The 14703-nt window shown below is 75.2% G+C and carries 10 protein-coding genes; 1 reads left to right on the plus strand and 9 read right to left on the minus strand.

The genetic code is table 11. The features are described from left to right. Nucleotides 1–2: 2 nt before the first annotated feature. From DMP15_RS22670 to DMP15_RS22690, 5 genes are all read right to left on the minus strand, one after another. A complete protein-coding gene (locus tag DMP15_RS22670; protein WP_237454072.1) occupies nt 3–1262 on the minus strand; it encodes an ammonium transporter in 1260 nt (419 codons plus the stop codon). 289 nt (nt 1263–1551) lie between these two features. Beyond that, on the minus strand, nt 1552–3288 hold the full coding sequence (gene ftsY / locus DMP15_RS22675; protein WP_337826418.1) for a signal recognition particle-docking protein FtsY: 1737 nt from the start codon (nt 3286–3288) through the stop codon (nt 1552–1554). A gap of 56 nt (nt 3289–3344) precedes the next feature. After that, nucleotides 3345–6950 carry a chromosome segregation protein SMC gene (gene smc, locus DMP15_RS22680; RefSeq protein WP_337826419.1) on the minus strand — a complete coding sequence of 1202 codons (3606 nt, stop codon included), beginning with the start codon at nt 6948–6950 and terminating at the stop codon, nt 3345–3347. Between the two features lie 79 nt (nt 6951–7029). After that, nucleotides 7030–7446: a VOC family protein gene (locus tag DMP15_RS22685; protein ID WP_161151592.1), complete on the minus strand. Its 417-nt coding sequence runs from the start codon at nt 7444–7446 to the stop codon at nt 7030–7032. 61 nt (nt 7447–7507) lie between these two features. After that, a complete protein-coding gene (locus DMP15_RS22690) occupies nt 7508–7798 on the minus strand; it encodes an acylphosphatase (protein ID WP_100879977.1) in 291 nt (96 codons plus the stop codon). A gap of 22 nt (nt 7799–7820) precedes the next feature. Here DMP15_RS22690 and DMP15_RS22695 point away from each other — a divergent pair, with 22 nt between their 5' ends. Then, the gene (locus tag DMP15_RS22695; protein ID WP_337826420.1) at nt 7821–8612 is read left to right on the plus strand and encodes a CAP domain-containing protein; all 792 of its coding nucleotides are present in this window, start codon (nt 7821–7823) and stop codon (nt 8610–8612) included. Between the two features lie 7 nt (nt 8613–8619). Here DMP15_RS22695 and DMP15_RS22700 read toward each other — a convergent pair whose 3' ends face one another. Genes DMP15_RS22700 through kdpB form a run of 4 tightly spaced genes read right to left on the minus strand, consistent with a single transcriptional unit; the run spans nt 8620 to nt 14568 of the window. Next, on the minus strand, nt 8620–9333 hold the full coding sequence (locus DMP15_RS22700; protein WP_301549160.1) for a response regulator: 714 nt from the start codon (nt 9331–9333) through the stop codon (nt 8620–8622). Next, nucleotides 9330–11834 carry a sensor histidine kinase gene (locus DMP15_RS22705; RefSeq protein ID WP_073578188.1) on the minus strand — a complete coding sequence of 835 codons (2505 nt, stop codon included), beginning with the start codon at nt 11832–11834 and terminating at the stop codon, nt 9330–9332. The genes DMP15_RS22700 and DMP15_RS22705 overlap by 4 nt, the downstream gene beginning before the upstream one ends. Nucleotides 11835–11854: 20 nt before the next feature. Next, the gene (locus DMP15_RS22710) at nt 11855–12466 is read right to left on the minus strand and encodes a potassium-transporting ATPase subunit C (protein WP_073578189.1); all 612 of its coding nucleotides are present in this window, start codon (nt 12464–12466) and stop codon (nt 11855–11857) included. After that, nucleotides 12466–14568, minus strand: a complete 2103-nt coding sequence (gene kdpB, locus DMP15_RS22715) for a potassium-transporting ATPase subunit KdpB (RefSeq protein WP_073578190.1) — start codon at nt 14566–14568, stop codon at nt 12466–12468. Before kdpB ends, DMP15_RS22710 begins: the two co-directional genes overlap by 1 nt. Between the last annotated feature and the right edge of the window lie 135 nt (nt 14569–14703).

Below are 14703 nucleotides of genomic sequence, written 5' to 3' on the forward strand. Positions count from 1 at the left end.
GGTCAGACCTCCTGCTTCGCGACGGGGGTGGCCTTCGCCTCGGTGGCGGGCTTCGGCGAGGAGCCGAGACCGCTGCCGCCGCGCAGGCCGGAGAACTCGTAGCCGGTCTCGGCGTGCTCCGCCTCGTCGATGCCGGCCTGCTCGGCCTCGTCCTCGACGCGCAGGCCCAGGGTGGCCTTGACGATGAAGGCGATGATCGCGGTCACGATGCCGCAGTAGACCAGCGTGGCGAGCGCGGCCACGGCCTGGCGCCAGAGCTGGTCGACGCCGCCGCCGTAGAACAGACCGTTGGTCTCGTCGGGGGCGATGTCGGTGGCGAAGAACCCGATGGCCAGGGTGCCCCAGAGGCCGGCGACGAGGTGGACGCCGACGACGTCGAACGAGTCGTCGTAGCCGAGCTTGTACTTCCAGCCGACCGCGTAGGCCGACAGTGCACCGGCGAGGACACCGATGGCGAGTGCGCCCAGCGGGGAGACCGAGGCGCAGGCCGGGGTGATCGCGACCAGACCCGCGACGATGCCGGAGGCGGCGCCGAGCGAGGTGGCCTTGCCGTAGCGGATCTTCTCGATCAGCAGCCAGCCGAGGATGGCGGCGGCCGTGGCGGCGATGGTGTTGGTGAAGGCGTAGGCGGCGGCCCAGTCGGCGGCACCGGACGACCCGGCGTTGAAGCCGAACCAGCCGAACCAGAGCAGACCGGCGCCGAGCATGACCATGGTCAGGTTGTGCGGGCGCATGGCCTCACGCGGCCAGCCGCGGCGCTTGCCCAGGATGATGCAGAGGACCAGGGCGGCCATACCGGCGTTGATGTGGACGGCGGTACCACCGGCGAAGTCGAGTGCGCCCAGCGAGGTGGCGATCCAGCCCTGCTCCAGGTCGAAGACCCAGTGCGCGATCGGGAAGTAGACCAGGACGGCCCACAGGCCGGAGAAGAGCATCCACGCGCCGAACTTCATGCGGTCGGCGGCGGCACCGGCGATCAGCGCGACCGTCAGGATCGCGAACATCGCCTGGAAGCTGACGAAGGCCAGCTGCGGCAGCGTCTCGGCGGCCTGGTCGTTCGCCAGGATCGCGGTGAGGCCGAAGTAGGCGAACGGGTCTCCCAGCAGGCCGCCGCCGAGGTCCGGGCCGAAGGTCATCGAATAGCCGAACAGGATCCAGAGGACACCGACGAGGCCCAGCGAGCTGAAGCACATCATCATCATGTTCAGCACGCTCTTGGACCGGGCCTGGCCGCCGTAGAACAGCGCGACCCCCGGTGTCATGAGCAGTACGAGCGCGGCGCTCGCCAGGATCCAGGCGGTGTCGCCGCCGTTGAGGGCCTCTGCAGGCACTGTTCCTCCCATGTCCGTCCATCTGGCTGACTGGGGAGGAAGAATGGTGATCGCGTGTTTCGCATTCGGCGCCTGTCCGTTTCGTAACGGTTAACAGGCAGCCGCGCCGGATGACGGTTGGGTTACCCAACCGGATCCGGAGGATCGAAGGTCATCCGGATGGTCCGGTTCGTGACATGACGCACGGTGCGGGCCGTCCGCGACGGCCCGCACCGTGACCTCAGTCGAGCAGTGCCTCGACGAACGCGGTGGGCTCGAACGGGGCCAGGTCGTCGGGGCCCTCACCGAGCCCGACGAGCTTGACCGGCACCCCCAGCTCGCGCTGCACGCGGAACACGATGCCGCCCTTGGCGGTGCCGTCGAGCTTGGTGAGCACCACCCCGGTGACGTCCACGACCTCACCGAACACCCGCGCCTGGGTCAGCCCGTTCTGGCCGGTGGTGGCGTCGAGGACGAGCAGGACCTCGTCGACCCGGGCCTGCTTCTCGACGACGCGCTTGACCTTGCCCAGCTCGTCCATCAGGCCGGTCTTGGTGTGCAGCCGGCCCGCGGTGTCGAGCAGGACGGCGTCCACCCCGTCGTCGGTGCCGCGCTTGACGGCGTCGAAGGCGACCGAGGCCGGGTCGGCGCCCTCGGGCCCGCGGACGACACCCGCACCGGAGCGCTCGCCCCAGGTGACGAGCTGCTCGGCGGCGGCGGCCCGGAAGGTGTCGGCCGCGCCGAGTGTCACCCGGTGCCCACCCGCGACCAGCACCCGGGCGAGCTTGCCGGTGGTGGTGGTCTTGCCGGTGCCGTTGACGCCGACGACCAGCAGCACCGCGGGCCGCCCGTCGTGCGGCAGCGCGTGTACCGAGCGGTCCTGGCCGGTGCCGAGGGCCTCGACGAGCACGTCGCGCAGTGCGGCGCGGGCCTGCTCGGCGGTGCGGACGCCGCGGGTCGCGATCTGCTCGCGCAGCTTCTCGACGATCTCGGCGGTCGTCTCGGGGCCGAGGTCGGCCTGCAGCAGAGTGGCCTCGATGTCCTCCCAGGACTCCTCGTCCAGGTCACCGGCGCCGAGCAGGCCCAGCAGGCTCTGTCCGAGCCCGGAGCGCGAGCGGGACAGCCGCCCGCGCAGCCGGCCGATCCGGCCCTCGGCCGGGGCGATGTCCTCGGTGGGCGCGCCCGGGGCGACCGGCGCCTGCGGGTCCGCCGCCCCCGGACGCGCGACCGGCTCGGTCGGGGCGCTCGGTGCGACCTCCGGGCGCGCGACCGGCTCGGTCGGGGCACTCGCGGCGGCCTCCGGGCGCGCGACCGGCTCGGTCGGGGCACTCGCGGCGGGTGGGGCCGGGACCTGCTCGGTGGTGCCCCCGTCGGGCGTCGCCACGGTCCCGGCAGCCCCGGAGGAGCCCTCGGGGCGGCGGAGCTGGCGGGTGGCCGGGTCCTTGCTGGCCTCGGCCGTGTCGATGACGCGGGCGTCCGGGGTGCCGGTGACGGTCCCGGTCTGCTCGGTGGGGACGGTCGGGCTGCTGGGCGGCGCGGTCGACGGGACCGGCGGGGCGGTGCTGACCGGGATGCCCCCGGGCGGGGTGCGGGCCTCGGTCGCCCCGTCGACGACGGGGGTACCGCCGGGCGGGGTCCGGACCTCGTCGGCGGTCGGTGCGTCGGCGGCCTCGGCGGGCGGCGCCGGCGCGGCCGGGGTGGCGGGGGTCGGTGTGGCGGCGGTCGGGGCGTCGTCGCCGGGGGCGCGCGGCCGCTCGGGCGCGGTGGCCGTCCCGGAGGAGAACGCGAACCCGCCCCCGGCCTGGTAGCTGCCGCCGGTGCGCGGTGGCTCGTCCGTACCGGTCCCGAGCTCGCGCTGCTGCTCGTCGGACCGCAGGCTGATGCGCCGTCGGCGGGCGATCACCAGCCCGGCGACGACGGCGATCAGCAACACCGCCACGACGATCGCGACGACGATCCAGAGGGTCTGCGTGGTCACGACGCCACCCTGCCACGCCCGGCCGACCCGCCGTGCAGGACGGGCCGGTCAGCCGGTCAGGAGGCGGGGCGCAGGCGCTGGGAGATGACCTGGGTGATGCCGTCGCCGCGCATCGAGACACCGTAGAGGGCGTCGGCGACCTCCATCGTCGGCTTCTGATGGGTGATGACGATGAGCTGGCTGGTGGTGCGCAGCTCCTCCATCAGCGAGATGAGCCGGCGCAGGTTGACGTCGTCGAGGGCGGCCTCGATCTCGTCGAGGACGTAGAACGGCGAGGGCCGGGCCCGGAAGATCGCGACGAGCAGCGCCATCGCGGTCAGTGAGCGCTCCCCGCCGGACAGCAGCGAGAGCCGCTTGACCTTCTTGCCCGGCGGGCGGGCCTCGACCTCGATGCCGGTGGTGAGCATGTCGTCGGGGTCGGTGAGCACGAGCCTGCCGTCGCCTCCGGGGAACAGCGTCGCGAACACGGTCTCGAACTCGGCGGCGACGTCGTGGTAGGCGGTGGTGAAGACCTCGAGGATCTTGTCGTCGACCTCGCGGACGACGGTGAGCAGGTCACGCCGGGTGTTCTTCAGGTCCTCGAGCTGGGTGGACAGGAACTTGTAGCGCTCCTCCAGCGCCGCGAACTCCTCCAGCGCGAGCGGGTTGACCTTGCCGAGCAGCGACAGGTCCTTCTCGGCCCGCTTGAGGCGGCGCTCCTGGGTGGGCCGGTCGAACGGGACCGGCGGCGGCGCGGAGACCTGCTCGCCGCGCTCGCGTGCGGCCTCGTACTCGGCGGTCTCGGCGGCCGACGGCGGCACCGGGACCTCGGGCCCGTACTCGGCGACAAGGTCGTCGACGCCGATGCCGTGGTCACCCAGGATCTTCTCGGTCAGCTGCTCCAGGCGCATCCGGGTCTGCTGGCGCACCATCTCGTCGCGGTGGACGGCGTCGGTGAGCTTCTCCAGCAGCGCGGTGAGCTTCGTCGTGGTGTCGCGGGCCTCGGTGTGGGCCCGCTCGCGTTCGGCGCGGGCGGCCTGGATCTCGTCGCGCTCGGCGGCCGCGGCGGCCAGGGAGCGTTCGATCCGCCCGGCGGCGACGTGCCCGGCGTCGACGACGAGCCGGGCGACCTCGGAAGCCCGCTCCCGTTCCGCGGCCGCGGCGGCGGCCCGGGACCGGGCGAGGCGCTCACCGTGCGCCTGGCGGCGCAGGGTCTCGGCGCGCCCGGCGATGGCGCGGGCCCGCTCCTCGGCGGTGCGCAGCGCGAGACGGCACTCGACCTCCTCGGAGCGGACCTGTTCGACCCGCTCGGCGGCCTCGTCACGCAGCTCGGTGTCGGGCTCGTCGTCGACCGGGGCGTCGGAGGCCAGCGACAGCTGGTGCTCGGCGGCCTCCAGCTCGATCAGTGAGTCCGACCGCCGCCGTTCGACGGTGTCGCGGCGGTCGCGCAGCCGCTCGGCCTCGGCGCGGGCGGAGGTGACGACCTGTTCGAGCCGCCCGAGCTGGGCGGCGGCGGCCGAGCGGCGCCGGTCGGCGTCGGCGACGGCGGCGCGGGCCGCGGTCAGGTCGGCCCCGCGGGCGGTCTCCTCGGCGCGGGCCCCCTCGCAGGTGGGGCGCAGCGACTCCAGCTCGGCGTTGACGGCGTCGCGGGCGGTGACCGCGTCGTCGACGGCGGCCTGCAGCTGCAGCGCGCCCTCCCCTGCGCCGGTGCCGCCGCGGACGGCGTGCGCGGTGAGCAGGTCCCCCTCGGTCGTGACCGCGGTCAGCCCCGGCCGGGCCCCGACGGCGGTGGCCGCCGCGTCCAGGCCGTCGACGACGACCACCCCGGCCAGCAGCTCCCCCAGCGCCGGGGCGAGCGCGGGCGGGGCGGTGACGAGCGCGGCCGCCCAGCGCCCGGCGGGCGGGGCGCCCTCGGGGACCGGGACCGGCACCCGCCCGGCGGAGCGGTCGGCCCCCGCGGCCCCGGCGCCGACGAGCAGCGCGGCCCGGCCCGCGTCACCACGGCGCAGGGACCGCAGCGCCTCGGCCGCGGACACCATGGAGGCGACGGCGACGCCCTCGGCGAGCTCGCCCAGCGCCGCGGCGACCGCGGCCCGCCCGGACGGCTCGACCTCGACGAGCTCGGCGACGGCGCCGAGCACCCCGTCGTCGCCGGAGTCGAGCAGGGCGCCGGTGCCGTCACGGCGGACCAGGCCGACCTGTAGGGCGTCGACCCGGGCGCGCCAGTGCGCGCGGCGCTGCTCGGCGTCGCGTTCGGCGGCGACCAGCTCGGCGACCCGCTCGGCCGCGCTGCGGTGCGCGGCGTCGGCCTGCTCGACCCGGGCGGCGAGCGCGTCGGCGTCCGCGTCGTCCCCGGACACGCCGAGGGACTCCCGCGCGGTCTCCAGCTCGGCCTCGGCCTCGGCGGTGCGGGCGCCCGCCTCGGCGAGCGCCTCGGACAGCCGCTCGATCTCCTCCGCGGTCGCGGCGACGCCGGAGCGCAGCGCGTCGGCCTTCCCGGCGAGGGTGGCGATCCCGGCACGGCGGTCGGCGATGGCGCGCACGGCGGCCAGGTGCTCGCGCTCGGCGGCGGCGAGGGTCCGCTCGCGCTCGGCCTTCTCGGTGACGGCCTCGTCGAGCAGGCGCCGGGCGTCGGCGACGGCGGCGACCAGCTCGTCCTCCTGCTCGGCGACCGCGTCGGCCTCGGCCTCGGTCTCGTCCGGGTCGCGGCCGGGGGTGCGCCCCGCCTCGGCCGAGGAGGTGAGGTGGCGGACGCGTTCCTCGGCGAGGCGCACGGTGCCGCGCAGCCGCTCGGCCAGCGCGGAGAGCTGGTACCAGGTGTCCTGGGCGACCTGCAGCCGCGGCGCGTCCGCGGCGAGCGCGGTCTCCAGCTCGTCCTGGCGCTCGCGGGCGACGTCGAGCTGCTCCTCGACCTCGGCGCGGCGGCGCCGCGCCTGCTCCTGGGACGCCTCCTCACGCCGGGTCTCCTCGGACAGGGTCACGTAGTCGTCGGCGGCGAGGCGGAGCCGGGCGTCGCGCAGCTCGGTCTGCACGGCCTGGGCGCGGCGGGCGATCTCGGCCTGGCGGCCCAGCGGCTTGAGCTGGCGGCGCAGCTCGGCGGTGAGGTCGGTGAGCCGGGTGAGGTTGGCCTGCATCGCGTCGAGCTTGCGGAGCGCCTTCTCCTTGCGCTTGCGGTGCTTGAGGACCCCGGCGGCCTCCTCGATGTAGGAGCGGCGGTCCTCCGGCTTGGACTGCAGCACCCCGTCGAGCTGGCCCTGCCCGACGATGACGTGCATCTCCCGGCCGATGCCCGAGTCGCTGAGCAGCTCCTGCACGTCGAGCAGCCGGGCGCGGGAGCCGTTGATCTCGTACTCGCCGGCGCCGTCGCGGAACATCCGGCGGGTCACCGAGACCTCGGAGTAGTCGATCGGCAGGGCGCCGTCGGAGTTGTCGATGGTAAGGGTGACCTCGGCGCGGCCCAGCGCCGCCCGGCCGGACGTGCCGGCGAAGATCACGTCCTCCATCTTGCCGCCGCGCAGCGCCTTGGCGCCCTGCTCGCCGAGCACCCAGCTGATCGCGTCGACGACATTGGACTTGCCCGAGCCGTTCGGCCCGACGACGCAGGTGATCCCGGGCTCCAGGCGCAGCGTGGTGGCCGAGGCGAAGGACTTGAAGCCCTTCATCGTCAGCGTCTTGAGGTGCACGGGCGGGGATCTCCAGGGGCGCGGGGGCGACCAGGGTAGCCGGGCGGGCCGCCGTGCCCGACGGCCCGCCCGCGCACCCTCAGCCGGTGGGGGCGGAGGCGTTGACCAGCCAGCGGACGCCGAAGCGGTCGGTGAGCTGGCCGAACTCGTCGCCCCACATCTGCTTCTCCATCGCGACGTCGACGACGCCGCCCTCGGCGAGCCCGGCGAAGAAGCCACGCAGCTTCTCCGGGTCGTCGCCGGACAGGCTGACCGAGATGCCCGACGGGGCCCCGGTGGGGTGCCGCGGGTCGCCGTCGGAGGCCATGAGCGCGAAGCCGTCGGGGGTGCCGAGGTAGGCGTGCATGACGCCGTCCGGCGGCGGGACGGGGCCCTCGGCGCCCATGTCACCGAAGGTCATGATCTGCAGCTCGCCGCCCAGCACGGAGCGGTAGAACTCCATCGCCTCCCGCGCACGGTGGTCGAAGTGCAGGTACGGGGTCATCTGGACGGGCATCGGGACCTCCGGGGTCGGTGTGGGCACAGGTGTAGACCCCCGCACCGACAGAACTGAGCGGTCAGGCCTCGATGAACCCGGAGAATGCTCCGGACGGCTCAGCCCACTGCTCCGACACCGACGTCACCCGCCCCGGGGTGTCCCCGCCGCGCAGCAGCTCCAGCAGACGGTCGCAGGCGGCGCGGTCACCCTCCGCGGTCACCGCGACCCGGCCGTCGGACAGGTTGCGGGCCTGGCCGACGAGGCCGAGCTCGAGCGCCCGCGACCGCGTCCACCAGCGGAAACCGACGCCCTGCACCTGCCCCTGGACCCATGCGATCAGCCGAACGGTCGAATCCGTGTTGCCACTCACAGTGCTGGTACGTTACGCGGCCGTGACCCGACGACGCACACCGCGTGCCGCGAGCGCCGTGCTCGGCGGGGTGGGGGCCGGCGCCGTGCTGGCCATGGCCGCCCCGCTCGCCGCACCGGCGCTCACGGCAGTGGGCTCGCCCGACGCCGAACGGCCCGGTGGACCGGTCTCCGACACCCAGCCGCTCCGGGCGGTCGGCGCCGCCTACGCGACGACCGCCCCGGCCGGTGACGGCGCCCCGGTCGACGGCGCCGAGCTCGTCCGCGGTGCGCTCGCCGCCGCCCCGGCCGACCCGGGCTCCTCCGCCCGGACCGCGCTCGACGCGCTCTCCGCGCACGAGGCGGCCACCGCCGCGGCCGCCACCGCCGAGCCCGTCACCGGCCGCACCTCCGGGCCGGCCCCCGCGGCCCGTCCGGCGGTCCCGTCGGCGAGGGGCGCCGTGGCCGGGCTGTCCGGCGAGCTCGCCCGGGTCGTGGAGCTGACCAACGCCGAGCGGGCCGCCGCGGGCTGCGGTGCGCTGCGGGCCGACCCGCGGATCAGCGCGGCCGCCCAGGGCCACAGCGAGGACATGGCCGCCCAGGGCTACTTCGCCCACGACAGCCGCGACGGCCGGGACTTCACCGACCGCATCACCGCGGCGGGCTACGACTCCCCCGGCGCGGAGAACATCGCGATGGGCCAGCCGGACGCGGCGACCGTCGTGCAGGACTGGATGGAGTCCCCCGGGCACCGGAAGAACATCCTGGACTGCTCGCTGACCACGATCGGCATCGGGCTGGCCGACGGGTACTGGACCCAGGACTTCGGCCGCTGAGGCCGGCTCAGCCGTCGAACCGGTACCCCATCCCCGCCTCGGTGATCAGGTACTTCGGCCGTGACGGCACCGGCTCCAGCTTGCGCCGCAGCTGGGCGAGGTAGACCCGCAGGTAGTGGGTCTCGGTGCCGTACTGCGGACCCCAGACCTCGCGCAGCAGCCGCTTCTGCTCGACGAGCTTGCCGCGGTGGCGCACCAGCAGCTCCAGGATCCCCCACTCGGTCGGGGTCAGGTGCACCTCGGCGCCGTCGGCGCGCGCGACCGTCTTGGCAGCGAGGTCGACGGTGAAGTCCGCGGTGGTGACCACGGCCTCGCCGTCGACGGTCGACACGGCGGCGCGGCGCACCGCGGCCCGCAGCCGGGCCAGCAGCTCGGACATCCCGAACGGCTTGGTGACGTAGTCGTCGGCGCCGGCGTCGAGCGCCCGGACCTTGTCGGTGGAGTCGGTGCGCGCGGACAGCACGATCACCGGCACCGTGCTCCACCCGCGCAGCCCCTCGACGACCTCGGTGCCGTCGAGGTCGGGCAGCCCCAGGTCGAGGACGACGACGTCCGGATGCCCGTCCGCGGCCGCCCGCAGCGCGGCCGAGCCGTCGGCGGCGACGAGCACCGTGTAGCCGTGCGCGGTGAGGTTGATCCGCAGGGCCCGGAGGATCTGCGGGTCGTCGTCGACGACGAGCACCCGCACCCCGTTCGCTGCGCCGCGCGCGGGCGCGTTCACGACGCCACCACGACGGCCGCGGCGGGCAGCGACACGACGACGGTGAGGCCCCCGCCGGGCGTGTCCTCGGCGGTGAGCTCGCCGTCCATCACCGCGGTCAGCCCGCGGGCCACCGACAGTCCCAGCCCGAGCCCGGCCACGGCGTCGCGGTCGCCGAGCCGCTGGAACGCCGCGAACAGCGCGTCCCGCTCGCGGGGGGCCACCCCGCGGCCGTGGTCGACCACCCGCAGCTCCACCCGGTCGCCGTAGGCGCTGGCCCGCAGCGCGACCTCGGACCCGCCGCCGTGGCGCAGGGCGTTGTCCACGACGTTGGCGACGACCCGGTCCAGGAGCCCGGCGTCGGCGAGCACGTCGGGCACGTCCTCGCCGATCTCCAACCGGACCCGGTCGGCGCCCTCCAGGCCGAGCAGCGCGGTCGCGGCGACCTCGTCGTAGCCGACCGGGGCGAGCAGCGGGGTCACCGCGCCCGCGGCGAGCCGCGAGGAGTCGAGCAGGTTGTCCACCAGCGCGGTGAGCCGGTCCGCGGACTCCTCGACGGTGGCGAGCAGCTCGGCGCGGTCGGCGTCGTCGAGGGGCAGGTGCTCGTCGCGCAGGCTGCCCGCGGCCGCCTTGATCGAGGTCAACGGGCTACGGAGGTCGTGCCCGACGGCCGACAGCAGCGCCCCGCGGGTCTCGTTGGCCGCCGCGCGCCGCTCGGCGTCGGCGGCGCCGGCCTCGGCGCGCTGCCCGCGCAGCGCCAGCAGCGCCTGCCCGCCGACGACCTCCAGCAGCCTGCGATCCGCGGCGGGCAGGGTGCGGCCGGTCCCGACCAGGTGCAGCCCCTCGGCGACGACGACGTCGACGTCGGCCTGGTCGGGCCGCGCGCAGTCCCCGGCGTCGCCGGTGCAGGCGACCCGGCGCCACACCCGGTCCTCGCCGCGTTCGAGCAGCGCGACCGACCGCAGCGCCCACGTCTCGCGGACCTTGTCCAGCAGCCGCGGCAGCGGGTCGGAGCGGGTCAGCACGGTCCGCGCGAACGACGCCAGCAGCGCCGCCTCCGCCCGGGCCCGCGCGGCCTGCTCCGCGCGCCGCGCCGCCCGGTCGACGACCAGCGCGACGAGCACCCCGACCAGCAGCATCGTCGCGACGGTGAGGACGTTGCCCGGGTCGGCGATGACCAGGGAGTACAGCGGCAGGGAGAGGAAGAAGTTCAGCAGCAGCCCGCCGAGCAGGGCGGCGAGCAGGGCCGGGCCGAGCCCGCCGGCGAGAGCGGCGAGCACGGTGGCGAGGAAGTAGAGGACGACGTCGGTGGACAGGTCCACCCACGGTGACAGGACGACGCCCAGCACCGTCGCGACGGCCGGGCCCGCGACGGCGACGGCCCAGCCGAGCGCCTGGCGGGACGCGGGCAGAGCGGTGCGCAGTCGCGGCAGGCGCAGCGCGCGACCGGCCTCACGGTGGGTGACCATGTGCACGTCGATCGGCCCGGACTCCTGCACGACGCGCGCGCCGATGCCCGGGTCGAACACCCGCGCCAGGCGCGAGCGCCGCGACGTGCCGAGCACCACCTGGGTGGCGTTGGTGCCGCGGGCGAAGTCGAGCAGGGCGTCCCCGACCGACTCGCCGACGACGGTGTGGAACGACGCACCGACGCCCTCGGCCATCCGGCGCACCCGGTCGGCGGCGCCGACCTGGCCGCCGGACAGGCCGTCGCCGCGCAGCACGTGCACGGCCATCAGGTCCGCGCCGCCGGACCGTTTCGCGATCCGCGCCGCGCGCCGCAGCACCGTCTCCGACTCCCGTCCACCGGTCAGCGCGACGACGACGCGCTCGCGGGTCTCCCAGATCTCGTCCACCTGCTTCTCGCTGCGGTAGCGGCGCAGCGCGGTGTCCACCTCGTCGGCGATCCACAGCAGGGCCAGCTCGCGCAGCGCGACCAGGTTGGGGACCCGGAAGTAGTGGGCGAGGGCGGCGTCGATCCTCTCCGCGGCGTAGATGTTGCCGTGGGCGAGTCTGCGGCGCAGCGCCTCCGGGGTGATGTCGACGATCTCGATCTGCTCGGCGGCGCGCACGACGTCGTCGGGCACGGTCTCCTGCTGGCGGGCCCCGGTGATCGTCGCGACGACGTCGCCGAGCGACTCCAGGTGCTGCACGTTGACGGTGGAGATGACGTCGATGCCTGCGGCGAGCAGCTCCTGCACGTCCTGCCAGCGCTTGGCGTTGCGCGAGCCGGGCGCGTTGGTGTGGGCCAGCTCGTCGACCAGCGCGACCTGCGGGCGGCGCGCCAGGACGGCGTCGAGGTCCATCTCCTCCAGCCGGGTGCCGTGGTGCTCCACGGCCCGGCGCGGGACGACCTCCAGCCCGTCGAGCAGCGCGGCGGTGCGGTCGCGGCCGTGGGTCTCCGCGACACCGACGACGACGTCGGTGCCGCGCCCGAGGCGGCGGTGGGCCTCGCCGAGCATGGCGAAGGTCTTGCCGACCCCGGGCGCGGCGCCGAGATGGATGCGGAGCTCACCCCTCATCCGGCCATTGTCGGCGCTGCTCACCCGCGCGCGTCCCGCACGGACAGGTTCAGTTCGGTGACGTTCACCCGCGGCTCCCCGAGGAACCCGAGGGTGCGCCCGGACGTCGCGGCGGCGACGAGCTCGCCGACGCGCGCGACGGGCAGCCCGGTGACCCGCGCGACGCGGGGCACCTGCAGGGCCGCGTACTCCGGGCTGATGTCCGGGTCGAGCCCGGACGCCGACGCGGTCACCGCGTCGGCCGGGACCGCCTGCGGCGCGACGCCCTCGCGGGCGGCGATCACCGCGCGGCGCTGCTGCACGGCGGCCAGCAGCCCGTCGTCGAAGCCGCCCTTGTTCGACCCGCCGGAGGTGGCGGTGTCGGCCGGGCCGAGACCGTCCTCGGCCTCCGCCGACGCCGCGGGCCGGGTGTGGAAGAACGGGTCGGCGGCCGGGTCGGGCGCGACCGGGTCGATCCCGATCAGCGACGACCCGGTGCCGCCCGGCAGCACCGAGCCCTCGGCCCGGGCCTCCAGGCCCGGGATCCGGGCGACGCCCCAGATCGCGAGCGGGTAGACGATCCCGCACAGGACCGTCATGACGAGGAGCACGCGCAGACCGGTGGCGGTCTGGCGGCGCAGGGTGGTGAGCATCAGATCCCCGGGACGAGACGGACGAGCAGGTCGATGAACGCGATCCCGGCGAACGGGGTGACGACCCCGCCGAGGCCGTAGACGAGCAGGTTGCGGCGCAGCAGCGACGCCGCCGACGACGGCCGGTACCGCACCCCGCGCAGGGCGAGCGGGATCAGCGCGACGATGACCAGCGCGTTGAAGACGACCGCGGAGAGGATCGCGGACTCGGGCGTCGCCAGGCCCATCACGTTGAGCAGTCCCAGCGACGGGTAGAGCGCGACGAACATCGCGGGCAGGATCGCGAAGTACTTCGCGAGGTCGTTGGCGACGGAGAACGTCGTCAGCGCACCGCGGGTGATGAGCAGCTGCTTGCCGATCTCGACGATCTCGATCAGCTTGGTCGGGTCGGAGTCCAGGTCGACCATGTTCCCGGCCTCCTTAGCGGCGGAGGTGCCGGTGTTCATGGCGACGCCGACGTCGGCCTGGGCGAGCGCGGGCGCATCGTTGGTGCCGTCGCCGGTCATCGCCACCAGCCGGCCGCCCTCCTGCTCACGGCGGATGTAGGCGAGCTTGTCCTCCGGCGTGGCCTCGGCGATGTGGTCGTCGACGCCGGCCTGCGCGGCGATCGCCGCGGCGGTGCGCGGGTTGTCGCCGGTGACCATCACCGTGCGGATACCCATCGCGCGCAGCTCGGCGAAGCGCTCGGCCATGCCGGGCTTGACGACGTCGGACAGCTCGATGACGCCGAGCACGCGGGCACCGCGCCCGTCCGGGGCGTCGGCGGCCGCGACGACCAGCGGGGTCCCCCCGTCGTCGGACACGGTCTCGACGATGCGGTCGACCTCGGCCCGGTCGGCGGCCTGCGCCCACTCCAGGACAGCGGCCGCGGCGCCCTTGCGGACGACCTCGCCGTCGAGGTCGATACCCGACATCCGGGTCTGCGCGGTGAACGGCACGAACTCCGCGACGGCCTCCGCGGCGTCGGCCTCGGGGGCGAGCCCGTGCTCGGACGCGCAGAGCTCGACGATGCTGCGGCCCTCGGGCGTCTGGTCGGCCAGGCTCGACAGCCGGGCCGCGCGGGCGAGCTCGTCGGTCCCGGTGCCGCCCACGCCGTGCAGCGCGGTGGCGCGACGGTTGCCGAAGGTGATGGTGCCGGTCTTGTCGAGCAGCAGCGTGTCGACGTCACCGGCGGCCTCGACGGCGCGGCCGGAGGTGGCGAGCACGTTGCGCTGCACCAGCCGGTCCATGCCGGCGATGCCGATCGCGGACAGCAGCGCGCCGATGGTGGTCGGGATCAGGCAGACCAGCAGCGCGGTCAGCACGAGCAGCGGGACCTGCGTGCCGGCGTAGGCGCTCATCGGGGCGATCGCGACGACCGCGAGCAGGAAGATGATCGTCAGGGCCGAGAGCAGGATCGTCAGGGCGATCTCGTTCGGCGTCTTCTGCCGGGCCGCGCCCTCGACGAGCGCGATCATCCGGTCGACGAAGGACTCCCCGGGCCGGGTGGTGATGCGCACGACGATCCGGTCCGACAGCACCGTGGTGCCGCCGGTGACGGCGCAGCGGTCGCCGCCGGCCTCCCTGATGACGGGCGCGGACTCGCCGGTGATCGCGGACTCGTCGACCGAGGCGATGCCGTGGACGACGTCGCCGTCGCCGGGGATCGTCTCCCCCGCCTCGACGACGACGAGGTCGCCGAGGCGCAGCTGCGCGCAGGGGACCTGCTCCTCGGCGGCGTCGCGGTCGGCGGGAGCGTCGGTGACCAGCCTGCGGGCGACGGTGTCGCGCTGGGTTGCCCGCAGCGAGGCGGCCTGGGCCTTGCCGCGCCCCTCCGCGACGGCCTCGGCGAGGTTGGCGAACAGCACGGTGAACCACAGCCAGACCGCGACGAGCACCGCGAACACGCTGGGGTCGACGACGGCGAGCACGGTGACCAGCACCGACCCGACCCAGACGACGAACATCACCGGGTTGCGGGCCTGCACGCGCGGGTCGAGCTTCCGCAGGGCCTCGGGCAGCGCGGCCAGCAGCTGCCCCGGGGCGAAGGCCCCCGCGGCGACGGGCGCGGGCGCCGGGTCGGACGCCTGCGGCCCGGTGGGCCGCTCGTGGGACACGGACACGGTCTCCTCCGGTCGAGGGGTCCCCCCACCGCCGTCTGCTCCGAGGGTCACTTTCGTAGCGCTGTAAGCCACGAAGGTTCCCCTGGGGGCACCGCCGGAGGCGGGCGACGGGGTCGGAGTGGGGGCGGGGGGCGG

The sequence above is a fragment of the Pseudonocardia sp. UM4_GMWB1 genome, assembly GCF_017312155.1.
Lineage (GTDB): Bacteria > Actinomycetota > Actinomycetes > Mycobacteriales > Pseudonocardiaceae > Pseudonocardia > Pseudonocardia alni.